Below are 23403 nucleotides of genomic sequence, written 5' to 3' on the forward strand. Positions count from 1 at the left end.
ACGGCCGATCAGATTACTGAAACTGCTACCAGAAAATTTGCCTCGCCGGATGAAAAAACGGCCTGGAATGCAAAGCAGGATGCATTACTCTCTGGCACCACTATCCGCACTGTCTTTGGTCAATCGCTGCTGGGTAGCGGTGATGTTTCACCGACACCAGCGCAAATGGGCGTTGCGGGCGCGGATCACTCGCACACCACCGCGGAAATCACTGACTACACGCAAAAAACGAAGCAGCTTATCCATTCCTCGCTGGAAGCCGGGGCGGGCGTGACGCTGAGCTATAATCCGGTGGATGAGAAAACCATTATCAGCGCGGTTGGTGGTTCGGGCACAGGCGGTTCTGGCTATATTGTTGCCGATCGTCAGGGTGCAACAGCGGGACAAAATCATGCATTCAGCATTAGCCCACAAAGTACGTTTAATCTCGCAGCATACGCGCTGAAAGAAGTCGCAGGCGCGGCGAATCAGACTTATGTGGTTGATGATTTCAATGCGTCGAGTGAACAAGGTTATAACGCGACGAATGCGGTTATGTTTGGTGATCTACTACATCTTTACACCGGTGTATCGGTACAGCTGGAAAAAAACGGTGAGTTTTATTCATCGCCAGTTCGCGCGGATGGGAGATTTATCTCGATCGAGCTACCTGATGTTAAAAGTAATATTATCCCTACAATGTCTGCAAATGATTACGAAGGGTTTAGTGCTGCATCCAGTAGTCAATTAAATGAAAACTCACCAGCATATAAGGCTATGAATGGCACAACAATAAATAATCTTGATGCGTGGTGGTCATCAAAAAAACCAACATCAGAATTTCCCCAATGGATACAGGTGAAATGCCCGAACTCAACCAAGATTGATGGGTTACGAATAACCAACATGAATACCCCGTATGCCAATGACTTGGCATCACCAAAGTCATTTCTATTACAAGGGAGTAATGATGGGGTAAATTGGGATGAAATATATTCAGTAGTTAATGATAGTCGAAATGGTAATCAACAGCTGCGAGAGTGGTCATTCCCCAAAAGTGAAGCGTATATTTACTTTAGACTTAATATAACCGATAGCAATGGTAGTGGTAACTTTGTCCAAATTGGAGACCTGAAATTACTTTCAGCTAATGATAGTGTTCTGATAAAAACAGGAACAGGAGAATATTTTACGGCGAGTAACGGTATGTTATTTCCGGCTGAATTAAAATCATTTAATGGATTTTCCGATAGTGGGAAAATCATGGCATCACAGCTGGCTGGAAAATTACCGATATCTATTGTGTCTACATCTCAGCTGAATGTGCCAGTGAAATACGCACCTTACTCACAAATAGCCATTCAAAAATCACTGACGTCCGCAGTATGGTCACAGATTAATTCCGCAACGCTAGCAGCTACACAGACGGGCAACGGCAAGGTGCGTGTTGCTGTAACACGTGATCTGGTGAACTGGTATGTCTTGCGGAACGGGGTGTGGATTGATGTTGGTGCGCTGTCAGCCGATACCGCAGGCGCAGAAGCACTGATTGCGGACGGCATGACGCCAGCCGATCTCGGCGCTATTACAGCGGCGCAGTGGGCGCAACTGTTTTCATCCAATAACGGCGTGCCGGACTCACTCGCGTTTGCGTTTGCACTCGATATCACTGACCCGGTCACCGACGTGGCGACCATTGACCGTCTGGTGCTGAACGTCAACGACGCCTCAAGCTGGAAAGTGCAGTCATCTTCGGAAGTGGAAATCCGCTGGCGTACCAACAGTGTGACATTCCGTACCGTGACGGCAGGTAATTACAAACTGGCGTATCAGGCTCCATAACCCTTCGCCCGATGACCTATTTCAATAGCCGCGTATATCGCGGCCTTTTCGTTTTATACCGCCCAATTTATCCCCAGCCACTTACTGCGTCATTCTAACCGCTTAGCTCGCTATTCTGCCGCCTACCCAAATACCCGCCCCACGCGCGTACGCGATGGCGTAATGTGCCGCCACTATTTTCTTTTATCTGAAATACGCGATAACCCGCGTTATCGCACGACGCATTACCAGGGTTTATTTTTCTAAAGCTAACAAAATCAAACGATTGTTATTTTTAATTGAAGGATGTCTTATGAAGAGCAGTTCCATTCTTAAACACATCCCCTGGATGATTCTTGGAATCATCGGGGCTGCCTGCCTCGGCGTAGTCGCACTACGTCGCGGTGAGCATATCAGTGCATTATGGATTATTGTTGCTTCTGTCGCCGTTTACCTCGTGGCCTATCGATACTACAGCCTGTATATCGCACAAAAAGTCATGCAGTTAGATCCGACCAGAGCAACTCCTGCCGTTGTGAATAACGACGGCCTTAACTATGTGCCGACGAACCGTAATGTTCTGTTCGGGCACCACTTTGCCGCTATCGCAGGGGCGGGTCCGCTGGTTGGACCGGTACTGGCCGCGCAGGTCGGCTACTTGCCGGGTACCTTATGGCTGCTGGGCGGCGTGGTGTTGGCGGGGGCCGTGCAGGACTTCATGGTTCTGTTTATTTCGACCCGTCGTAACGGCGCGTCGTTAGGCGAAATCGTTAAGAAAGAATTAGGCCCGGTACCGGGTACGATTGCGCTGTTCGGCTGCTTCCTTATCATGATCATCATTCTTGCCGTGTTAGCGCTGATCGTGGTGAAAGCACTGGCAGAAAGCCCGTGGGGCGTCTTTACCGTGTGTTCTACGGTGCCGATCGCGCTGTTTATGGGCGTCTACATGCGCTTTATCCGTCCGGGTAAAGTCGGTGAAATCTCGGTGATCGGGATCGTGCTGCTGGTGCTGGCAATCTGGTTTGGTGGCGTAGTGGCACATGACCCGTACTGGGGCCCGGCGCTGACCTTCAAAGATACGACCATCACCTATACGCTGATTGGTTATGCCTTTGTGTCCGCACTGCTGCCAGTATGGTTGATTCTGGCACCGCGTGACTATCTGGCAACCTTCCTGAAAATTGGTGTCATCGTCGGTCTGGCGATTGGTATCGTCATTCTGAATCCTGACCTGAAAATGCCAGCGGTAACGCAGTTTGTGGATGGCACCGGTCCGGTCTGGAAAGGTACGCTGTTCCCGTTCCTGTTTATTACTATCGCCTGTGGTGCCGTGTCTGGTTTCCACGCGCTGATTGCTTCCGGTACTACGCCGAAATTGATGGCTAACGAAAACGATGCACGTTTCATCGGTTACGGCGCCATGCTGATGGAGTCTTTCGTGGCAGTGATGGCGCTGGTTGCGGCGTCTATCATCGAACCAGGTCTGTACTTCGCGATGAATACCCCGCCGGCGGCATTAGGTATTACGATGCCGGATCTGCACCGTCTGGGCACAGCGGATGCGCCGATGATTCTGGCACAGTTGCAGGATGTATCCGCACACGCGGCGGCGACCGTTAGCTCCTGGGGCTTCGTGATTTCTCCTGAGCAGATTCTGCAGACGGCGAAAGACATCGGTGAACCTTCTGTTCTGAACCGTGCAGGCGGTGCACCTACGCTGGCTGTTGGTATTGCACACGTGTTCCACCAGATCATTCCTGGTGCCAACATGGGCTTCTGGTATCACTTCGGTATTCTGTTTGAAGCGCTGTTCATTCTGACAGCACTGGATGCGGGTACGCGTGCGGGTCGCTTCATGCTGCAAGACCTGTTGGGTAACTTCGTTCCGTTCCTGAAGAAAACCGACTCTCTGATTGCCGGTATGATCGGTACGGCTGGCTGCGTCGGTCTGTGGGGCTACCTGCTGTATCAAGGCGTGGTTGATCCGCTGGGCGGCGTGAAGAGCCTGTGGCCATTGTTCGGTATCTCTAACCAGATGCTGGCTGCGGTAGCGCTGGTACTGGGTACGGTTATCCTGATTAAGATGAAACGTACGCAGTACATCTGGGTAACGCTGGTTCCGGCGATTTGGCTGCTGATTTGTACTACCTGGGCGCTGGGTCTGAAACTGTTCAGCGACAATCCTCAGTTGGAAGGCTTCTTCTACATGGCGAACATGTTCAAGGGCAAAATTGCGGAAGGCGGTGCCGATCTGAGCGCGCAGCAGATTTCGAACATGAACCATATCGTGACTAACAACTATACCAACGCCGGTCTGAGCATTCTGTTCCTGATCGTGGTGTACAGCATTATTGCGTACGGTATTAAAGCGGCACTGGCTGCACGTAAAGTAGCTGAACGTACCGATCAGGAAACCCCGTATGTTCCGGTTCCTGAAGGTGGCGTGAAAGTCTCTTCCGGCCACTAAGTGATTCGCGCCCGTCAGATTTTGCGAGACAGCTAGCAAGGCTGAACGTGAAAGATGACGGGTACAGATACCCTGTATAATGTATAACGTTATACAGGGTATTTTTTATCTAGCCGCTATTGCAGGCGATGGTCTGGAGGTAATGATGTTTGGCAATCTGGGAAAAGCAGGAAAATATTTGGGCCAAGCGGCGCGTATGCTGGTCGGTATGCCAGATTATGATACCTATGTGCAGCATATGCAGACTAATCATCCGGATAAACCTGCGATGACGTACGAAGAATTCTTCCGCGAACGCCAGCAGGCGCGTTATGGTGGAGACGGCAAAGGCGGGATGCGCTGCTGTTAACGACTTGGGACCTGTTATGACTCAACCTTTATCCTCTGATGTGACGAAACCCGTGTATGTCACCATTCTGACCGGGTTTCTTGGTGCAGGAAAAACGACCTTATTACGGCATATTCTGAATGCCGAGCACGGCTACAAGATTGCCGTGATTGAAAACGAATTCGGCGAAGTCCCGATTGATAATACGTTAATCGGCGAACGGGCCAGCCAGATTACGACGCTGAGCAACGGGTGCATCTGCTGTACGCAGTCCAATGAGCTGGCCGATGCGCTGCTCGATCTGGTCGATGGCGTGGATAACGGCACGTTGGATTTTGATCACGTCATCATTGAATGCACCGGTATGGCCGATCCGGGGCCGGTGGCGCAGACCTTCTTCTCGCATGAAGTTATCTGTGAACGCTTTGTTCTGGACGGGATTATCACGCTGGTGGATGCAGTACATGCGCAGCAGCAGCTCGATCAGTTCACCATCGCCCAGTCGCAGATTGGCTATGCCGACCGCATACTGCTAACCAAAACCGACGTGGCAACCGAAGACGACACGCTGCTACCGCGTCTTCAGCGCATCAATGCGCGTGCACCGATCTACTCTGTGGTACATGGCGATATCGATCTGAGCGTGCTGTTTAACATCGACGGCTTTGTGCTCAGCGATAAGCTGGACGTGAAAACACCGGTATTTCGCTTTGTTGCTCCTACGCAAAATAACGTGCAATCGATTGTTGTGTATCTCGATAAGGCGGTTGAGCTTCAGTCTGTTTCCGATGTGATGGAAAACCTGTTGCTGCAATTCTCCGATAATCTGCTGCGTTATAAAGGTATTCTGGCCATCAATGGTGATGACCGCCGCCTGCTGTTTCAGGGCGTGCAGCGCTTGTATAGCGCTGACTGGGACAGAGAATGGCAGCTTGATGAAGAAAGAAAGAGCGTGCTGGTGTTTATCGGTGTGGATTTACCTGAACAGGAAATCCGTGACGCTTTCGCTCGCCTGACGGCATAACGCCATTTATCTTCTCTGTGCTGGTCGCTCAGGCCAGCACGATTCCCCCTCGGTTCTACTTTCTTCTAACTACTCCCTTGCACTGTTTACGCGATGCACTGCCTGACAAGGTCGGCCTCTGTCATACGTAAATTTTCTGGATGGGAATAGGGCAATTGCACGAAAAAGATCCTACCTTATTGTAATTATTACGAATACATCTAAAACGTGATCGCCTCTCGCTTTTTAATGGAATAGGGGTGGTATTTTATTAAAACGATATTTCATTTTTTAGTGAGGTTAAGTATGCGTAGTGGTCTTGCCCTGTCATTAATGGCTTCCTGCATCACGTTGGGTATTCAAGCGGGTACCGCACAAGCGGCCAGTTCAGTGAAGTTTCCCGATAAAACCTGTGACGTAACGCAATACGGGGCCGAAGGCCACCGCCTACAGATCGCACTGAATACTCAAGCTTTTCAGAAAGCAATTGATGATTGTGCTGCGGCCGGCGGCGGAACGGTACACGTTCCTCGCGGTAACTATCTGGTCGATCCGCTGTTCCTGAAAAGTAACATCAGACTGGACCTGGCAAAAGATGCGACCATCGTTGCGTCGACCGAAGAAGCGGCGTATCGCGCGACGGAAAAAACCAAGTACGCTGAAGCGGAAAATGGCTGGCTTCCCTTTATCAGTATTGCCGATGCACAGAATGTGGCTATCACTGGGCAGGGCACGATTGATGGACAAGGTGCTGTCTGGTGGGAGCGCTGGCGCGAGAATATTCGTGCAACTGGTAAGAAGGGCGGCACCGATCGTCCACGTCTGATTTATATCAAAAGCTCTAGTAACGTGCTGGTGGATGGCGTCACGCTGACACATTCCCCGAGCTTCCACGTTGTGATGCGTTACTCGCGTGATGTGGATGTGAACGGTACTCGGATTCTGTCGCCGTGGCATGCGCCAAATACCGATGCGATCGACCCGATCGACAGCCAGAATATCCGTATTACCAACAACTATATCGACTGTAATGACGACCACATCGCGATAAAAGCCGAGAAGCCGGATAGCCGCTTCCCGAATGGCGTCGTGGATAACATCTATATCGCCAACAACATCCTGAAGCAGGGGCGCGGCATCTCTATCGGCAGCGAAACCTCCGGTGGCGTGAATAACGTGCTGGTGGAAAATAACCAGTTCGAAGGTTCCATGTACGGTATCCGCATTAAAACCCACCGTGGTAAAGGCGGCGAGGTGAAAAACATCACCTACCGTAATACCAAAATGGTGGATGTTGAAATCCCGCTGGTCTTTGCCGCTTACTACAAAGCCGCGCCGATTGTGCAGGCTGAAGTAGATAAGATGCTGGCCGAAGGTGGCTTCACGATGGGTGAGCAAATTTACCCGCCGGATACCGATCCAGAGCAGCCGTTTGATCAGTACAAGACGCCGCATTTCAGCAATGTGACGATCGAGAATCTGGAGTCGACCGGTAAGACTAAGGCCGCTGCATATATCATCGGCGTACCGGAAGCGCCGCTCAGTGGTTTCCACTTTGATAATGTGCGCATTGATGCGGACAAAGGCATTCGCGTGAGGAATGCGGAGCTGCAAACCAAAGGCCTGACGCTGAATGTGAAAGAAGGCCCGGTGATGCAGTTGGATAAAGGGGCGAAAGTCGATCAGTAATCGATCATACCCTAAATAATTCGAGTTTCAGGACAAAAACGGCAAGGCGTTTTTGAACAGCGCTTGCGCTGACCCCGAAGGGGGAAGGCCATAAGGCCGAATAACGCGGCAAGAGAAGGCATCCCGATGAGCTTACTTAAGTAAGTGATTCGGGGGCGTGAACGCAGCCAACGCACATGTAACTTGAAGTATGACGAGTATATGAAGCGGTAGCAGGGGACACACTGGCCGTGGAGTCCTCTGCTATCTGCTTCGCTTTGATGCTACATCGCCTGGCTGGCTATGTTCGTTTAATAGCGAACATTAATCATGCTTGGCGATATCGGCAAAAGTGGCGCGCAGCAGGCGTGCCAGATCGTCAGCCGACAGCTCAATATCCAACCCACGTTTACCACCGGAAATGAAAATAGTACCGAACTGGCGCGCCGGTTCATCAATCACGGTCGGCAACAGTTTCTTCTGCCCTAGCGGGCTGATTCCACCTACCAGATAACCCGTGACACGCTGAGCGATGATCGGATCGGCCATATCCGCTTTTTTAGCTGACAGCGCGCGAGCAACTTTCTTGAGATCCAGCATGCCAGCGACTGGCGTGACGGCCACGGCGAGATTTTTCGCATCACCATTCAGAGAAACGAGCAGCGTTTTATACACCTGTTCTTTATTCAGCCCCAGCTTTCTGGCTGCTTCTTCGCCAAAGTTGGTTTCGTCGCTGTCGTGGTGGTAGCTGTGTAGCGTAAAAGCGACCTTATTCTTTTCGAGCAGATTGACTGCGGGTGTCATGATTTCACTATCCTTAACCCTGTAGCGGGCTTTATCTTGCGGACGCGGCTACGCGCCATAACGTGTTTTTTCATGGGATTGCGGTATGACCGTTTTTGAGCAGCGTGGGTAAATTCTCATCGCCATACAGATGCAGTGCGCCGACGGCCACAACATAATTGCCGGGTGGCAACGCCTGAAGCTGCTGTTGCCAGCGGCGGTTACGTTGCCCCATCAGCAGGTCGGTCATTTCATTGCTGAATGTCGCGGGGATATCCGGCGTATATTTGCCCGGCCTGCTGTCTAGCCACCAGCCCACCATCGTTTGTAGTAAATGCGCGTTGGTGCGCCAGTGTTTAATCGTATCTTCCAGCAACAGCAGGCCGCCCTGCGGCAGTTGTTGTAACAAATCAACCTGCGTCTGCTGTCCTTCCAGTTCGATAACCTGAATACCGTGAGATTTCGCAGCGTTAATCAACTGATAATCGATGCCATAGTCGGGGCGTAGGCCCAGCAGCTGTGCCTGTCGCGCTTGCAGCATTAGTGCGGCCTGCCAGGCAGGAAGCGTACTGATATTGCTCTCATCGAAAGAGAGCGACTCGCAGATTTTTTGCAGTTGGTGGTAGTTTTCCGGGCTGAGGCGTTGCACGAGCGGTGGCTCGGTGTCACTGTGGCCGAAGGGGGAATGTGAATCGGATATATCGGCTTCGACGATAAGTGCGGTCGCCTGCCGGAGCTGTTGCAGCAGCGTATCGGGCAGCGGTGCCATATCTTTGCTACCCATATGAATACTGCCGACCAGATGCAACTGCCGTTCATTGGCAAGCTGAACGTCTATCGCCGGGTAGGCATAAGCCAGCGGTGAGATAAAGCCAAGAAAAGTCGCGATTCTACGCAGCAGTTGCCCCATTGATTCTGTCTCCTGATGTGGAAGAACTATGCTAAACGCTAGATACGGAACAATACAAGGTATACCGAAGCTGGAGTAAGCGCGGTTGAATGGGTCTGGTTGCCAGCGATAAAAATCGTGACGAAGTTCGGCAAAGGAAAACGCGGCGCGTTGTTGAGGCGCGCCGCGTTTGCATTACTGACTTTTAGGTTTAAAACGCAGCAGGCGGTTGGCGTTGCTGACCACCGTGATGGAGGAGAGCGCCATAGCGGCACCGGCTACCACTGGGCTGAGTAGCGTTCCAGTCAGCGGGTAAAGCACGCCTGCGGCAATTGGGATCCCCAGCGAGTTATAGATAAACGCGCCCAGCAGGTTCTGTTTCATGTTGCGCAGCGTGGCATTGGACAGTGCCAGCGCATCGGCGACGCCGTGCAAGCTGTGGCGCATCAGCGTGATAGCGGCGGTTTCAATCGCGATATCGCTGCCGCCGCCCATCGCAATGCCGACATCGGCCTGCGCCAGTGCTGGCGCATCGTTGATGCCGTCGCCAATCATCGCCACGCGCTTGCCCTGAGCCTGTAGCTTTTTGATGGCTTCCGCTTTGCCGTCTGGCAGCACGCCAGCAATCACCTGATCGATACCCGATTCTTTCGCGATACTCTTCGCCGTGAGCGGGTTGTCTCCCGTTAGCATGACGAGCTGGTAACCTTGCTGGTGGAGACGTTGCAGGGCGCTGACGCTATCGGCTCGCAGCGGATCGTGGATAGATAACACCGCAATGATGTGACCATCTGCTGCAAGCAACACGGGCGTAATACCACGCTGAGCCTGCTCGTTGATCAGTGTTTCGCCTGCGGTGATATCGACCTGATGCTGTTTGAGCAGCGCCGGATTCCCCAGCAGCAGGTCGGCGTCACCAATCTTGCCGCTGACGCCGAGACCACGCAGCGTACGGAACTGTTCGGTTGGCGTGAGCGTCAGATTCTCTGCTCGTTCAAGAATCGCTTTTGCCAGTGGGTGATTTGAGCCTTGCTCCAGCGAGGCCGCCCAGGTCAGCGCCTGAGCTTCCGTCACGTCACCGAAGGTATGAATCGCCACAACGCGCGGCTGCCCTTCGGTTAGCGTACCGGTTTTGTCAAACACCAGCACATCCAGCTTGCTGGCCTGCTGCAAGGCATCGGCATCCCGCACCAGCACGCCAAACTCCGCGGCACGTCCGACGCCGGAAATAATCGACATTGGCGTTGCCAGCCCAAGCGCACAAGGGCAGGCAATGATCAGGACAGTCGTGACGATAATGAGTGTGTAGACAATCTGCGGCTGTGGCCCGACGAAGAACCAGACTGCGCCGCTGAGAAGTGCGATAGCCACGACGACGGGAACAAACACGGCAGAAATACGATCCGCCAACTGGCCGATAGCGGGTTTGCTGCTTTGCGCCTGCCGGACCAGTCGGATAATGCGCGATAGGGTGGTTTGGTTGCCGATCGCATCTGCACGAAAGAGGACGCTGCCGTCGGAAACCAACGTGCCTGCGTGAACCGTATCGCCAGCCGTTTTGGATTGCGGGATCGGTTCCCCGGTCAGCATGGCTTCATCCACCCACACTTCGCCTTGCAAAATCTCACCGTCGACAGGAATACGATCGCCGGTTGTCAGGCGTAACGTCATACCGGACTGCACGTCGGACAGCGGAATGGATTTCTCACCTTCCGGCGTCACGACGCGGGCGGTGGGGGGCGTCAGATCCAGCAGTCGTTCCAGCGCCCGCGAAGATCGCTGACGAGCGCGCTGTTCCAGCGCATGACCGAGATTGATTAAACCGATGATCATCGCGCTGGCTTCGTAGTAAAGATGACGCGCCGCCATCGGGAAAAGATCCGGCCACAGGTTAACGGTAATCGAGTAAAGCCAGGCGGCACCCGTTCCCAACGCGACCAGCGTATCCATGGTAGCCGTGCCATTTCTCAGGCTGCGCCAGGCGTTACGGTAAAAATGACTGCCCGCGAACACCATCACCGCCAGCGTCAAAATACCGATGACCAGCCACGGCGTTTGGCTTTCTGGCGTCAGACTCATGCTGCCGCCCAGCACGCCCCACAGCATTAGCGGTACACCGAGCAGCAAGCCCAACGCGGCCTGCCATTGGAAACGGCGAATAGCTTGCTGAGAGGTTTGCTGCTGGCGCGTGCGGCGTTCTTCTTCGTCCTGAATAATTTCCGCGCCATAGCCCGCTTGCTCAACGGCAGCAATCAGCGCTTCCGGCTCGGCATGACCGCTGACCAACGCGCTACGTTCGGCCAGATTGACGCGTGCCTGTGTGACGCCGCTGACGCTTTGCAGCGCCGTTTGTACGCGGTTTACGCAGCTGGCGCAGCTCATGCCCTGAAGCAGGAACTGCACGCTGTCGTCATCGCTAGTGGATGATGTTGTTGCCGGAAGAATACTCTCGGCCGCTGGCAGCGCTTCCGGCGTCGTCGCTACCTGTGCCAGCGGCTCAGTTTTTGGGTGAACGTTCTCCTGCACGCTGGCGTGATAGCCGGCTTCTTCAATGGCACTAATTAGTGTCGTGGCCTCAACGTTGCCATACACGGTTGCCTGTTCTGTGGTGACATCCGTTGCCACAACGCCGGGAATGGCTTCCAGCACTTTACGCGTAGCGGCGACGCAGTGGTTGCAGCTCAGACCGGAAAGCTGGAGAGACACATCCGGTGTGGTAGCAAGCTGTGCTTCGTAGCCAGCCTGCTCAATGGTGTCGATCAACGTCTGGGAATCCACGTCGCCGCTTACGCTGGCGTACTGTTGGGTGACGTCGGTTTGTTCGACCGCAGGCAGCGCATCCAGTGCTTTTTTAACGCGTTGGACACAGTGTCCGCAGGTCAGTCCCTGCAATGACAACAAGACGGTTTGTGACATAGTAATTTTTCTCCCGTGATCACAGCCGGCGGCGAAAGACGTTGACCGGCCATCTGATTTCTACTAGTTATTGGGTAAGGTAAACCTTCTAGCAAGGGGAGGGTCAAGGGGGAAATCATGAATATCAGTGATGTTGCAAAAAAAACCGGTCTTAGCAGTAAAACCATTCGCTTCTATGAAGAGAAAGAACTTCTGACTACGCCGCTGCGTTCTGAAAATGGTTACCGCAGCTATGATGATCATCATGTCGAAGAGCTGACGCTGCTGCGTCAGGCGCGTCAGGTTGGCTTTAATCTGGATGAATGCCGAGAGCTGGTTACGTTATTTAACGATCCGCTGCGGCGAAGTGCGGATGTAAAAGCGCGAACCTTGCAGAAAGTGCAGGAAATCGAGATGCATATCGAAGAGCTGAAAACGATGCGTGAACATTTACTGGCGCTGGCAGAACAGTGTCCGGGGGATGGAGGCGCAGACTGTCCGATAATCAATAATCTGGCGGGCTGTTGTCAAACGAGAAAAGAGTGATAAAGGGGAGACAAGCTCCCCCAAATAATGCGTTATGTTAGCGCTCAACCGGTCGCACATGCAGCGTGATACCATCAATGGCAATCACTTCAACATGCGTACCAACCGGCAGATCCTGTTCTGATTTCACGCGCCAGCTGCTGTCACCGATGTTTACCCGCCCGAAACCGTTGATCACCGGGTCAGTCAGCGTAGCGCGCAGGCCAATCAACTGCTGCCCGCGCTGGTTGAGCGTTGACTGTGGGCGTGACAGCGTCCGTTTACGTAGCCAATACCACCAGAGCAGCGCCGTGACGATCGTCAGGATGGCAAAAATCGTTCCCTGCCATGGCCAGCCCATCGGCATGACCCACGTTAGTAGCCCAACCAATACCGCTGATAAGCCGCTCCACAGTAAATAACCACTGGCGCCCAGCATTTCGGCGGCTAACAGCAGGCCGCCGAGCGACAGCCAGAACCAGTGCGCATTTTCCATCACCAGTTCAATGCCCATTATTTACCTCGGCTTTCTTTGCTGTCTTTAACCAGTTCTGCAATCCCGCCGATGGCGCCCATTAAATTGCTGGCTTCCAGCGGCATCATGATGACTTTGCTGTTATTGGAAGAACCAATCTGTTGCAGCGCGTCGGTATATTTCTGGGCGATGAAGTAGTTCACGGCCTGAATGTCGCCTGCTGCGATGGCTTCGGACACCATTTTGGTCGCTTGTGCTTCCGCTTCCGCCGCACGCTCACGCGCTTCGGCCTCCAGGAACGCGGACTGACGCAAACCTTCCGCCTTTAGGATCTGCGACTGTTTTTCCCCTTCGGCTTTCAGGATCGCGGCCTGACGTACCCCTTCGGCTTCCAGAATGTCGGCACGCTTGTTACGTTCTGCTTTCATCTGTGCGTTCATCGCGGCAATCAGCTCTGTCGGCGGACGGACGTCGCGGATCTCAATACGGGTGATTTTAATGCCCCACGGGTTGGTCGCTTCGTCCACGATGTGCAGCAGGCGAGTATTGATGCTATCGCGCTGAGACAGCATTTCGTCCAGCTCCATAGAACCCAGTACGGTACGGATGTTGGTCATCGTCAGATTGACGATAGCCTGTTCCAGATTGCTGACTTCATAGGCGGCGCGCGCCGGATCGATAACCTGGATAAAGCACACGGCGTCGATAGTGACGTTGGCGTTATCTTTCGAAATGATTTCCTGTGAAGGAATATCCAGCACCTGTTCCATCATATTAATTTTGCGGCCGACGCGATCCATAAATGGCACGACCAGATTAAGCCCCGGCATCAGCGTTTTGGTATAGCGACCAAACCGTTCCACAGTCCATTGATATCCCTGAGGTACAATTTTGATGCCTGACCAGACAATGATGAGTGCAACAAAGATCAAAATAGGAATGACGGTAAACATAGTTTTCACCTCCAATGGCGTTTACGTGTGTTTATTTGTAATAGTATTTATTAACTATTTGAAAGGGATGGTTTTATTTTCTTTCCTTGCGGGCGCATTCTAACGCTTTCGCTCAGCAAAGCCTATCTTTTCGTCATATTGCTTTTTCAATCCATGGAAAAAGAATAGAGGCAATGACATTACGCCATGGTGGCTGAATGCCACCTGTTTTTATGAGCGAGCTAAAAAAGCTCGCGCAGATAGGCAGCCTTTTAGCGTGGTGGACGTTTTATTACTTCGGGAATCGGTATTCAAATTTATCCAGTGTGAGATCGCCCGCTTGCTGGATAACTTGCGATAATTCAGCGTAATACTTCTCTAACCCATAATCTGTGATTTTCTGTAGCGTGGTCTGAATCGGTGCGCAAAACACCTCTGCGTGGCCCGCTTCAACCTTCTTATTATTCGGTGGCAGTTCGCCAGTGATAGCCTTGAACCAGGTACGGACCGCGCCCTTCAACGGTGTAGACACTTTGGTGAGGTTCTCTTGTCCGGTCAAAACCTGCATGGTAGGGAACTGGTTAGCGATCACCGACTCTTCAAGATTTGAATAGAACTGGCGGAACATGTCGAACGAGTTCAGGTCATTCACTTTTGGCTGAGTCGATAATCTGTTTTTATTCCCAATCTTCCCTGCTGGCGGCTTGGTGCTATCGGCAGACTTTGCCGCGTCGATTTTATCCAGTTGCAGATCAAACAGCAGATTGCCGTGAACCCTGCGATCTTTCACGTTGGGGTACATTTCCAGGAAGTTACGGAGAAATTCAACAATGGTCTGATCGTGCATTTCCTTGTTCATAAGCCATTTTTCACGCAGGAATTCACCGCGATCGGGGTACCAGGCTGGTGCTACGGTGGCTGCTGGCTGCACGTTGCCTTTACTATCAATTTCTATAAATTCCGCTCCGTCGGCAAAAGCAATGCGACAATTTTTGAGCAGCGTGAGTTTCTGGCCTTTGAATGCCTGCAACGTTTGCTTGAACCATTGTGCAACTTCCGGGCTAATTGAAAAAGCGGTGTCATCATCTTTGCGTAACACATAGTGCAGATCTTCCAGAGTCTTAACTCCTGGATCGATGTTTGCGAATTCAAGAAAAACGTGTGACATTTTATAGATTTCCTGTTTTGTCTACCCGCACCAGAATAGCACGAAAAGTTTCAACGGTGCTTTAACTACCAGTGCGAGATAAGTCTTCACGTTTGCGATGTTGTGTAAAAAAATGCGTCCTGGCATATAAACGCATTGTTGCTTTTTTGCTATCAATGCGCATGAGAAGAAACCATCAGCGATCCCGTGTGTGGCGTAGTATTAGTTTCACGTTATCGTTGATAAGAGGAAAACAAAAAAGGCCACCGAATGGCAGCCTTTTAAAAGTGTTGATGAGGGCTTACCAATCGCCGTGGATACCCGCGCCGACCATGTAATCACCAGACAGTGAGTCAGAGTACTGGAAAGTTACCGCGGTGTGTTCAGTCAGTGACTTTTGCAGACCGCCAGCCAGTGCCGCGCCTTCACCATTCGCTGAACCTGTAGACAGTGCCCATGAATCATGATTGCCGTTGAAATGCAGTGAAGACATAGCAGCAGCATTATTCAGGCCGCGTTTCAGATCCTCTTTAGTCTCGTCAATACGTTTCACGTTCTGGTCAATGCGCTGGCTGTTTTGAGCGATAGCGGCGGAGTCCTGATCGAGACGTGCTGAATGTTGGTTGATGACTGTTGTCTGGCGTTGTACAAATACGCCTTGTACAGCCTGTTCTGAGCGTACAGCGCGGAGCGATATCGCGTTGTTACTGACCTGCTGTGTTGTGGCGGTATCGGTTTCAACTTTGGTAATAACCGTCGTCACGCCATCCTTACCGTTCGCACCGTTAACGCCATCGTGGCCAACGACAGGTTGTACGCGCTGGTTAGCAGTACGATCGCGGTTCGCCTGTTGCAGTTGTAAACCTTTCAGATCGTCGGTGTTCACATTCACCTGGTTTTGTGTGGCGGTATCGGTTTCAACTTTGGTGATAATCGTGGTCACGCCATCCTTACCATCCACACCGTTAATACCATCTTTACCCGCTGCGCCGTCTTTACCGTTAACCCCATCAGCGCCATCGTGACCCACGACAGGCTGTACGTGCTGGTTAGCCGTACGATCGCGGTTCATCTGTGTGAGTTCGTCGCCCTGTAATTTCGCATTCGCTGCATTGATCTGGTGTTGCAGATTCGCGTCCGATACTCGGCGTAAGTTAGACTCGCCGAGGAGCTCAATTTCAGTACCTGCAATGGCTTTTGTATTGGCTTTAACCTGGTTTTGTGTGGCGGTATCGGTTTCAACTTTGGTGATAATCGTGGTCACGCCATCCTTACCATCCACACCGTTAATACCATCTTTACCCGCTGCGCCGTCGATCCCATTTTTGCCGTTAGCACCGTCTTTACCGTTAACCCCATCAGCGCCATCGTGACCCACGACAGGCTGTACGTGCTGGTTAGCCGTACGATCGCGGTTCATCTGTGCGAGTTCATCGCCCTGTAATTTCGCATTCGCTGCATTGATCTGGTGTTGCAGATTCGCGTCCGATACTCGGCGTAAGTTAGACTCGCCGAGGAGCTCAATTTCAGTACCTGCAATGGCTTTTGTATTGGCTTTAACCTGGTTTTGTGTGGCGGTATCGGTTTCAACTTTGGTGATAATCGTGGTCACGCCATCCTTACCATCTACACCGTTAATACCATCTTTACCCGCTGCGCCGTCTTTACCGTTAACCCCATCAGCGCCATCGTGACCCACGACAGGCTGTACGTGCTGGTTAGCCGTACGATCGCGGTTCATCTGTGTGAGTTCGTCGCCCTGTAATTTCGCATTCGCCGCATTGATCTGGTGTTGCAGATTCACGTCCGATACACGGCGTAAGTTAGACTCGCCGAGGAGCTCAATTTCAGTACCTGCAATGGCTTTTGTATTGGCTTTAACCTGGTTTTGTGTAGCGGTATCGGTTTCAACTTTGGTGATAATCGTGGTCACGCCATCCTTACCATCTACACCGTTAATACCATCTTTACCCGCTGCACCGTCTTTACCGTTAACCCCATCAGCGCCATCGTGACCCACGATAGGCTGTACGTGCTGGTTAGCCGTACGATCGCGGTTCATCTGTTCAAGTTGTTGACCTTGCACTGTTTCAGTAACTGCCACTATTGCCTTATCAGCTCTCTGAATCATATGCAGTGCAGCCGTTGCGTTAGCGTTCGCATGGTTAGCTCGCTTTTCAACACTATCAACATGATTAGAGACAGTCTGAATAAGGGAAACTTCTTGCGAAGCGGTACGCTTTTGGTTAGCAGGTGTTAGAGCCTTCCCGTGTCCAAAGGCCAACTGTTTGAAGCGGTCTACACGAGCAGCATTAAGAGCATGAGGTTGTGACGCTGCGGTGGCATTAGGAGCTGCGGCAGCAGTTACAGGTGCAGCATGTGCCGCGGTCACAGGTGCAACAGCAGCGGTAACAACCAGAGCGATCAATGTTTTGGTGGTATTGGTTTTCATCTTTATTATTCCTAAAAGAAAAAATTAAATAAGTCTTGAGTGCACCAAGAGTAATTGGTGGCTTTTGATGTTGCGAATCCTACTCTTTGATTAGTGATTCTCAAGTCTTTTTTTAGTGATTTTGATGTGTTTTATTGAAGTGTTTTAAAAGTTAATGATTTTAATTTCTTTTAAGGGTTTTAAATGAAGGGTAGGGTGAGGGAGATAGTGGGGATTAATTTATCATTGCAGGCTATCTATTTTTTTGACGGAAAATGACAATTGTCATTTAAGTCTTTTTGGTGACTTATTGGTGTTTTTATTTGGTTGTGTTATGGCACACTGAATGCCATCATGTTTTTTTACAAGCGAGCTAAAAAAAAAGCCCTTTATGCGAGATAAAGGGCAAATCACCAGGAAAGATAAACCACAAAGAGAAATACGTTCTATCAAGTAATCAGAGGAAGCTGAGTAAAACCTCTGATGATGTCACACTCAAATAACCAATAACAAAAAGCCACTCACGCAGAAAGTTACCTCAAGTCTCCAACAAATTGTCCGTTACGCATTAACACGACTCTTCCCGTTTTGTAGAAAATCAGCGTGTTTAGCCCCTGAGAGTAAACCTGAGCATCTTTATTCCACTCATCTAGCGCAGCGGGCTTTCCATCGACGGTGATGATGCCATCTTTCTCCCGAATCACTGTGATGCCAAAGCCTGCCCATGAGGATTTGGTCGTATTCTTCTGCGTGGCCTTTATGGCTTGATGAGAAGCATGATCAGAGTGTGGTGTACCCGCTAATTCCTTACCGTAGCTGGCTACGGCGATCAGAGAGCCGGTCAGCACCAGTACGCAGAGTGCTACTGTTCCGTTTTTCATATGGGTTAATTCCTTAGCGTACTGCGTGCGCTGCGTTTTCCAGCGCCTGCTTTTCCGCACTGGCATTAATTGTCGCCTGACGGTTCTTTTCCGCGATGTAACAGGCGTCGCGACTGATGCCTTGTGCTTCACATTCCGCCATCCGCGAAGCCTGGGAGGAACAACCGGCTAGCAAACCAAACGTGACTGCGCCGAGGGTGATTACAGCGATTCTTTTCATATTTTTTGCTCTGTTGATGATTAACCTAACTGTTCCCACTTATTGGCTTTGTCGGACAGCTGACATCCAGCACTGATTTCCCGATCCAGGGTACGTCGATCTGAATATCAGGATGTGATGCGAAATAAGTGCTTTATGAAATTAACTCATTGTCATTGAAGATTTTTCTGGCTATCAATGGAACGCCTGCGGCAATCACAGCGAATGATTAGCGTAATTTTTGCATGACAAGCTTTGCCAATGACTTACATGAGTTAATCTTGTCTTCAATGGAGTTGATTTTAGGTGTGTTATTTTGATGTGAAGTTATTTTGTCTTGAGTAATATCTTGAAACTCAAGGCCTAATTGCCCTCAACTGGAAAGAGCTCAGGTGATAAGATAAAATACGCTCCTTTATTGACATGGATCATGTTTTAATGGCGATGTTTTTTCGCTGCATTGGAGACAATTAATATTATGAATGATGCGGATGTGTTCAAAGAGACCTTTGAGCAAATGGGGATTGAGAAGGGGGTTCTGCAAACGATGATGAACCTGCCCAGAGCTACACTATGGAAATATCTTGAAGGGAAAACAACGAACTTTCCTGCTACCGCATTGACGCTGATAGAGTTATTACGCTTCCTGCAACAACGCGATGAAGAATTACTGAGAGAATGGGTTGTGCTTCAAGATTATGGTCTTCGCTCCGAAGTCTATCTTGATAATCCCGAGTTGTGGAAAGAGTGGAAATACTCTAATCAGGAAAAAATTAAAAAAGATGTCCTGCAATACCTGAAATCTACGGAAAAAGACGCTGGAAAGTAAATGCATGGCGGACACGCTGCAATAAGGTGTCCTCCATAGTAGAAAGTGCGTCTGCAAAATGATGATTTTTTGTTTCCATTGGCGAATTTCGCCATACCATTTTCGCTAATTTCTTCGCTAGATATCGAGTTCGATATCGCCCTGAGGCATACAGCAGCAGGGGAGGATTTCATCCTGTTGGATGCAGGCCAGCGGGGTTTGCCGATATGCTACTCTGCCTTTTACCAGACGCAGCCGGCAGGAGCCGCAATAGCCGGATCGGCACTGATATTCAATGCTGACGCGGTTGGATTCCAGCACATCCAGCAGGGAAGGGCCATCGTCTGAACAGGAAAACTGCGCACCGGATGTGCGCAGTGTGATCGTTGGATTGCTCATCGATTACAGTTGGAAATCGCTCAGATCGTCGTCGCTGATTTCTGAATCGATCTGACCGACCAGATAGGAGCTGACTTCGACTTCCTGCGGCGCAACCTGCACGTTATCGGACACCAGCCAGGCGTTGATCCACGGGATTGGGTTGGTGCGCGTCTGGAACGGCAGCGGCAGCCCAACCGCCTGCATACGGATGTTGGTGATGTATTCCACGTACTGGCACAGAATATCTTTGTTCAGACCAATCATCGAGCCGTCGCGGAACAGGTATTCAGCCCACTCTTTTTCTTGCTGAGCAGCAAGCACAAACAGGTCATAACACTCTTGCTGACACTCTTCGGCAATCTGCGCCATTTCTGGGTCGTCATGGCCGGAACGCATCAGGTTCAGCATGTGCTGCGTGCCGGTCAGGTGCAACGCTTCATCACGGGCAATCAGCTTGATGATTTTGGCGTTGCCTTCCATCAGTTCGCGTTCTGCAAAAGCGAAGGAACAGGCAAAGCTGACGTAGAAGCGAATCGCTTCCAGCGCGTTTACGCTCATCAGACAGATATACAGCTGCTTTTTCAGCGTATGCAGATTTACGGTCACGGTCTTGCCATTAACCTGATGTGTCCCTTCACCCAGCAGATGATAGTAGCTGGTCATCTCAATCAGCGAGTCGTAGTAACCGGAGATATCCTTGGCACGTTTCAGAATCTCTTCGTTCGTTACGATATCGTCAAACACCAGCGACGGATCGTTCACGATATTACGAATGATGTGCGTGTAGGAGCGTGAGTGAATGGTTTCCGAGAACGCCCAGGTTTCCACCCAGGTTTCCAGCTCAGGGATAGAAATCAGCGGCAGCAGCGCCACGTTCGGGCTACGTCCCTGAATCGAATCCAGCAGCGTTTGGTATTTCAGGTTGCTGATGAAGATATGCTTTTCATGATCGGGCAGCGCCTGATAGTCGATGCGATCGCGGGACACGTCGACTTCTTCTGGACGCCAGAAGAAAGACAGCTGTTTTTCGATTAGCTTTTCGAAAATTTCATACTTTTGCTGATCGAAACGCGCCACGTTAACGGACTGACCGAAGAACATCGGTTCTAGCAACTGGTCATTTTTGTTCTGTGAAAAAGTGGTATAGGCCATGAGTCTCTCCAAAAAAATGCCGGGAGCATTTTTTAACGTCGCTTGTGAAGGCCCATAAGGGGCGGGCTGCGACGCCTGCTATAAAAGATGAAAGGCTGCATCGGCAGCCTTTCATTAATTGGCTTAAATCTTACACGCGCCGCCTTCGCAGCCGTCGTCCTGTGGTTCTGCTAACAGGTCATCTTGTACGTCTTCAGCGCCGTCACGGGTGTTTTGGTAATACAGCGTTTTAACACCAAATTTGTAGGCCGTGACCAGATCTTTCAGCAGCTGTTTCATCGGTACTCGACCTGATGGGAAACGTGACGGATCGTAATTGGTGTTGGAGGAGATCGCCTGATCGACAAACTTCTGCATCAGACCAACCAGTTGCAGATAGCCGTCGTTACTTGGCATATCCCACAGCAGTTCGTAAGCATCTTTCAGCGTTTCGTACTCTGGCACCACTTGGCGCAGAATGCCGTCTTTGGATGCTTTGACGCTGATATGGCCGCGCGGTGGTTCAATACCGTTGGTGGCGTTGGAGATCTGAGATGACGTCTCAGACGGCATCAGCGCCGACAGCGTGGAGTTACGCAGACCGTACTCTTTGATGTCGTTACGCAGCGCTTCCCAGTCGAGGTGCAGCGGTTCGTTACAGATCGCATCCAGATCGCGCTTATAGGTATCGATAGGCAGAATACCCTGCGAATAGGTGGTTTCATTGAACCACGGGCAAGCACCTTGTTCGCGTGCCAGCACATTCGACGCCTTCAACAGGTAGTACTGAATAGCTTCAAACGTTTTGTGTGTCAGGCCGTTGGCGCTGCCATCGGAGTAACGCACGCCATTTTTCGCCAGATAGTACGCGAAGTTGATCACGCCAATCCCCAGTGTGCGGCGACCCATTGCGCCACGCTCTGCCGCTGTAATCGGGTAATCCTGATAATCCAGCAGGGCATCCAGCGCACGCACGGCCAGCGTCGCCAGCTCTTCCAGATCGTCTAAGCTGTTGATGGCGCCGAGGTTGAAAGCAGACAGCGTACACAGCGCGATTTCACCGTTTTCATCGTTCACGTCGTTCAGCGGCTTGGTCGGCAGTGCGATTTCCAGACACAGGTTGGACTGGCGAACGGGTGCAACCTGCGGATCGAACGGGCTGTGTGTGTTGCAGTGGTCAACGTTCTGAATATAGATGCGGCCCGTAGAAGCACGTTCCTGCATCATCAGGGAGAACAGTTCGACCGCTTTGATGCGCTGTTTGCGGATGCTGTCATCCTGCTCATATTGCACATACAGGCGCTCAAACTCATCCTGATCGGCGAAGAACGCGTCGTACAGCCCCGGTACGTCAGACGGGCTGAACAGCGTGATGTCCTCACCTTTTACCAGACGCTGATACATCAGTTTGTTCAACTGCACGCCGTAGTCGAGGTGACGAACGCGGTTGCCTTCTACGCCACGGTTGTTTTTCAGCACCAGCAGACTTTCCACTTCCAGATGCCACAGCGGATAGAACAGCGTGGCAGCCCCGCCGCGTACGCCGCCCTGAGAGCAGGATTTCACCGCTGTCTGGAAGTGTTTATAGAAAGGAATACAGCCGGTGTGGAATGCTTCACCGCCGCGAATTGGGCTGCCGAGCGCACGAATACGGCCCGCGTTGATGCCGATACCGGCACGCTGGGAAACGTATTTTACGATCGCGCTGGAGGTCGCGTTGATGGAATCCAGACTGTCGCCGCATTCGATCAGCACGCAAGAGCTGAACTGACGCGTTGGCGTACGCACGCCCGCCATGATTGGCGTCGGCAGAGAAATTTTGAACGTAGAGATTGCGTCATAAAAACGTTTAACGTAATCCAGACGCGTCTCACGTGGGTAGCCGGAGAACAGACAGGCGGCGACCAGAATGTACAGGAACTGGGCGCTTTCGTAGATATCACCGGTGACGCGGTTTTGTACCAGGTATTTCCCTTCCAGCTGTTTTACCGCCGCATAGGAGAAATTCATGTCACGCCAGTGATCGATGAAAGCGTCCATCTGGGCGAATTCTTCCGGGCTATAGTCTTCCAGCAGGTGTTTGTCGTACTTGCCCAGTTCTACCATCTTGGTGACGTGAGTCAGCAGAGCAGGCGGCTCAAACTGGCCGTAGGCTTTCTTACGCAGATGGAAGATAGCCAGACGTGCAGCCAGATATTGATAATCCGGGCTTTCGCGAGAGATCAGATCGGCGGCAGCCTTAATGATGGTTTCATGGATATCAGAGGTTTTGATGCTGTCATAAAACTGAATGTGTGAACGCAGTTCGACCTGAGAAACGGAGACATTGTGTAAACCTTCTGCGGCCCAGGTAATGACGCGGTGGATTTTATCCAAATTGATTTTTTCTTTACTGCCATCGCGTTTGGTAACGAGCAAGCTCTGGTTCATGTTGGGATTTACCTGTTGGTGAAAATAAAAAATATCCCCTGTTTATTCACAGAATTGCCTCTGTGACTAACTCTGTGGATAAATACTAGATATAGATATTTTTTGATAAATGGCTACTACATGGTGAGTATTCTAGTCTGGATTCGTTTGAGTACAAGGCTTGATTTTGGTGTTAATTTCAGGGTGCCAAACCGTTGGTTTCTCGAAATCCTGATTTTGTAAGGGCTAAG

18 protein-coding genes and 1 pseudogene are annotated in these 23403 nt (G+C 51.2%); 7 read left to right on the top strand and 12 right to left on the bottom strand.

All coding sequences use genetic code 11. The features are described 5' to 3' along the window. The 5 genes from NXT09_RS13730 to NXT09_RS13750 form a co-directional block, all read left to right on the top strand. A partial coding sequence (locus NXT09_RS13730; protein ID WP_268580050.1) for a discoidin domain-containing protein occupies positions 1–1821 on the top strand: 1821 nt, incomplete at its 5' end. A gap of 292 nt (positions 1822–2113) precedes the next feature. Further along, positions 2114–4267 carry a carbon starvation CstA family protein gene (locus NXT09_RS13735; RefSeq protein WP_039274650.1) on the top strand — a complete coding sequence of 718 codons (2154 nt, stop codon included), beginning with the start codon at positions 2114–2116 and terminating at the stop codon, positions 4265–4267. Positions 4268–4412: 145 nt separating this feature from the next. Further along, positions 4413–4616, top strand: a complete 204-nt coding sequence (locus tag NXT09_RS13740) for a YbdD/YjiX family protein (RefSeq protein ID WP_005976130.1) — start codon at positions 4413–4415, stop codon at positions 4614–4616. Between the two features lie 16 nt (positions 4617–4632). Further along, entirely contained in the window at positions 4633–5619 is a 987-nt protein-coding gene (yjiA, locus tag NXT09_RS13745; protein WP_268580051.1) for a GTPase, read from the top strand. Positions 5620–5904: 285 nt separating this feature from the next. Continuing rightward, positions 5905–7287 carry a glycoside hydrolase family 28 protein gene (locus tag NXT09_RS13750; protein WP_268580052.1) on the top strand — a complete coding sequence of 461 codons (1383 nt, stop codon included), beginning with the start codon at positions 5905–5907 and terminating at the stop codon, positions 7285–7287. A gap of 303 nt (positions 7288–7590) precedes the next feature. On the opposite strand, the gene ybaK is transcribed toward NXT09_RS13750, so the two are convergent. The 3 genes from ybaK to copA all read right to left on the bottom strand — a co-directional run bounded on the left by ybaK (position 7591) and on the right by copA (position 11854). After that, positions 7591–8070, bottom strand: a complete 480-nt coding sequence (gene ybaK, locus NXT09_RS13755; RefSeq protein ID WP_014914564.1) for a Cys-tRNA(Pro)/Cys-tRNA(Cys) deacylase YbaK — start codon at positions 8068–8070, stop codon at positions 7591–7593. A 70-nt stretch (positions 8071–8140) separates the two neighbouring features. Next, positions 8141–8959: a TraB/GumN family protein gene (locus tag NXT09_RS13760; protein ID WP_268580053.1), complete on the bottom strand. Its 819-nt coding sequence runs from the start codon at positions 8957–8959 to the stop codon at positions 8141–8143. Positions 8960–9133: 174 nt separating this feature from the next. Continuing rightward, complete coding sequence (gene copA / locus NXT09_RS13765) at positions 9134–11854, bottom strand: copper-exporting P-type ATPase CopA (protein WP_268580054.1); 2721 nt, start codon at positions 11852–11854, stop codon at positions 9134–9136. 117 nt (positions 11855–11971) lie between these two features. On the opposite strand from copA, the gene cueR reads away from it, so the two are divergent. Continuing rightward, positions 11972–12379, top strand: a complete 408-nt coding sequence (gene cueR / locus NXT09_RS13770; RefSeq protein ID WP_205552735.1) for a Cu(I)-responsive transcriptional regulator — start codon at positions 11972–11974, stop codon at positions 12377–12379. Between the two features lie 37 nt (positions 12380–12416). Here the strand turns inward: cueR and NXT09_RS13775 are convergent, their stop codons facing one another. From NXT09_RS13775 to NXT09_RS13800, 6 genes and pseudogenes are all read right to left on the bottom strand, one after another. After that, complete coding sequence (locus tag NXT09_RS13775) at positions 12417–12872, bottom strand: NfeD family protein (RefSeq protein ID WP_014914568.1); 456 nt, start codon at positions 12870–12872, stop codon at positions 12417–12419. Continuing rightward, complete coding sequence (locus NXT09_RS13780) at positions 12872–13786, bottom strand: SPFH domain-containing protein (RefSeq protein ID WP_040032929.1); 915 nt, start codon at positions 13784–13786, stop codon at positions 12872–12874. The genes NXT09_RS13775 and NXT09_RS13780 overlap by 1 nt, the downstream gene beginning before the upstream one ends. A gap of 271 nt (positions 13787–14057) precedes the next feature. After that, entirely contained in the window at positions 14058–14933 is an 876-nt protein-coding gene (locus NXT09_RS13785) for a hypothetical protein (protein WP_268580055.1), read from the bottom strand. A gap of 280 nt (positions 14934–15213) precedes the next feature. Further along, positions 15214–17364, bottom strand: coding sequence for a collagen-like domain-containing protein (locus NXT09_RS13790; protein WP_268580056.1), 2151 nt, complete (start codon positions 17362–17364; stop codon positions 15214–15216). A gap of 512 nt (positions 17365–17876) precedes the next feature. Then, positions 17877–18224, bottom strand: coding sequence for a hypothetical protein (locus NXT09_RS13795; RefSeq protein WP_268580057.1), 348 nt, complete (start codon positions 18222–18224; stop codon positions 17877–17879). A gap of 16 nt (positions 18225–18240) precedes the next feature. Next, positions 18241–18444, bottom strand: a pseudogene (locus NXT09_RS13800) (hypothetical protein); the annotation flags it as partial. 457 nt (positions 18445–18901) lie between these two features. Here NXT09_RS13800 and NXT09_RS13805 point away from each other — a divergent pair. Beyond that, the gene (locus tag NXT09_RS13805; RefSeq protein ID WP_205565624.1) at positions 18902–19252 is read left to right on the top strand and encodes a hypothetical protein; all 351 of its coding nucleotides are present in this window, start codon (positions 18902–18904) and stop codon (positions 19250–19252) included. 117 nt (positions 19253–19369) lie between these two features. On the opposite strand, the gene yfaE is transcribed toward NXT09_RS13805, so the two are convergent. The 3 genes from yfaE to nrdA form a co-directional block, all read right to left on the bottom strand. Then, the gene (gene yfaE / locus NXT09_RS13810; protein WP_010284079.1) at positions 19370–19630 is read right to left on the bottom strand and encodes a class I ribonucleotide reductase maintenance protein YfaE; all 261 of its coding nucleotides are present in this window, start codon (positions 19628–19630) and stop codon (positions 19370–19372) included. Between the two features lie 3 nt (positions 19631–19633). Next, a complete protein-coding gene (nrdB, locus tag NXT09_RS13815) occupies positions 19634–20764 on the bottom strand; it encodes a class Ia ribonucleoside-diphosphate reductase subunit beta (protein ID WP_014700796.1) in 1131 nt (376 codons plus the stop codon). A gap of 123 nt (positions 20765–20887) precedes the next feature. After that, complete coding sequence (gene nrdA / locus NXT09_RS13820) at positions 20888–23173, bottom strand: class 1a ribonucleoside-diphosphate reductase subunit alpha (RefSeq protein WP_205565625.1); 2286 nt, start codon at positions 23171–23173, stop codon at positions 20888–20890. Between the last annotated feature and the right edge of the window lie 230 nt (positions 23174–23403).

Origin of the sequence: Pectobacterium jejuense (genome assembly GCF_026800125.1) — a bacterium.
Classification (GTDB): Bacteria; Pseudomonadota; Gammaproteobacteria; order Enterobacterales; family Enterobacteriaceae; genus Pectobacterium; species Pectobacterium jejuense.

Bases quoted from the DNA above. Each gene is read 5' to 3' on its own strand.
- NXT09_RS13735 (WP_039274650.1), top strand. From the start codon at position 2,114: ATGAAGAGCAGTTCCATTCTTAAACACATCCCCTGGATGATTCTTGGA.
- NXT09_RS13740 (WP_005976130.1), top strand. From the start codon at position 4,413: ATGTTTGGCAATCTGGGAAAAGCAGGAAAATATTTGGGCCAAGCGGCG.
- yjiA (WP_268580051.1), top strand. From the start codon at position 4,633: ATGACTCAACCTTTATCCTCTGATGTGACGAAACCCGTGTATGTCACC.
- NXT09_RS13750 (WP_268580052.1), top strand. From the start codon at position 5,905: ATGCGTAGTGGTCTTGCCCTGTCATTAATGGCTTCCTGCATCACGTTG.
- ybaK (WP_014914564.1), bottom strand. From the start codon at position 8,070: ATGACACCCGCAGTCAATCTGCTCGAAAAGAATAAGGTCGCTTTTACG.
- NXT09_RS13760 (WP_268580053.1), bottom strand. From the start codon at position 8,959: ATGGGGCAACTGCTGCGTAGAATCGCGACTTTTCTTGGCTTTATCTCA.
- copA (WP_268580054.1), bottom strand. From the start codon at position 11,854: ATGTCACAAACCGTCTTGTTGTCATTGCAGGGACTGACCTGCGGACAC.
- cueR (WP_205552735.1), top strand. From the start codon at position 11,972: ATGAATATCAGTGATGTTGCAAAAAAAACCGGTCTTAGCAGTAAAACC.
- NXT09_RS13775 (WP_014914568.1), bottom strand. From the start codon at position 12,872: ATGGGCATTGAACTGGTGATGGAAAATGCGCACTGGTTCTGGCTGTCG.
- NXT09_RS13780 (WP_040032929.1), bottom strand. From the start codon at position 13,786: ATGTTTACCGTCATTCCTATTTTGATCTTTGTTGCACTCATCATTGTC.
- NXT09_RS13785 (WP_268580055.1), bottom strand. From the start codon at position 14,933: ATGTCACACGTTTTTCTTGAATTCGCAAACATCGATCCAGGAGTTAAG.
- NXT09_RS13790 (WP_268580056.1), bottom strand. From the start codon at position 17,364: ATGAAAACCAATACCACCAAAACATTGATCGCTCTGGTTGTTACCGCT.
- NXT09_RS13795 (WP_268580057.1), bottom strand. From the start codon at position 18,224: ATGAAAAACGGAACAGTAGCACTCTGCGTACTGGTGCTGACCGGCTCT.
- NXT09_RS13805 (WP_205565624.1), top strand. From the start codon at position 18,902: ATGAATGATGCGGATGTGTTCAAAGAGACCTTTGAGCAAATGGGGATT.
- yfaE (WP_010284079.1), bottom strand. From the start codon at position 19,630: ATGAGCAATCCAACGATCACACTGCGCACATCCGGTGCGCAGTTTTCC.
- nrdB (WP_014700796.1), bottom strand. From the start codon at position 20,764: ATGGCCTATACCACTTTTTCACAGAACAAAAATGACCAGTTGCTAGAA.
- nrdA (WP_205565625.1), bottom strand. From the start codon at position 23,173: ATGAACCAGAGCTTGCTCGTTACCAAACGCGATGGCAGTAAAGAAAAA.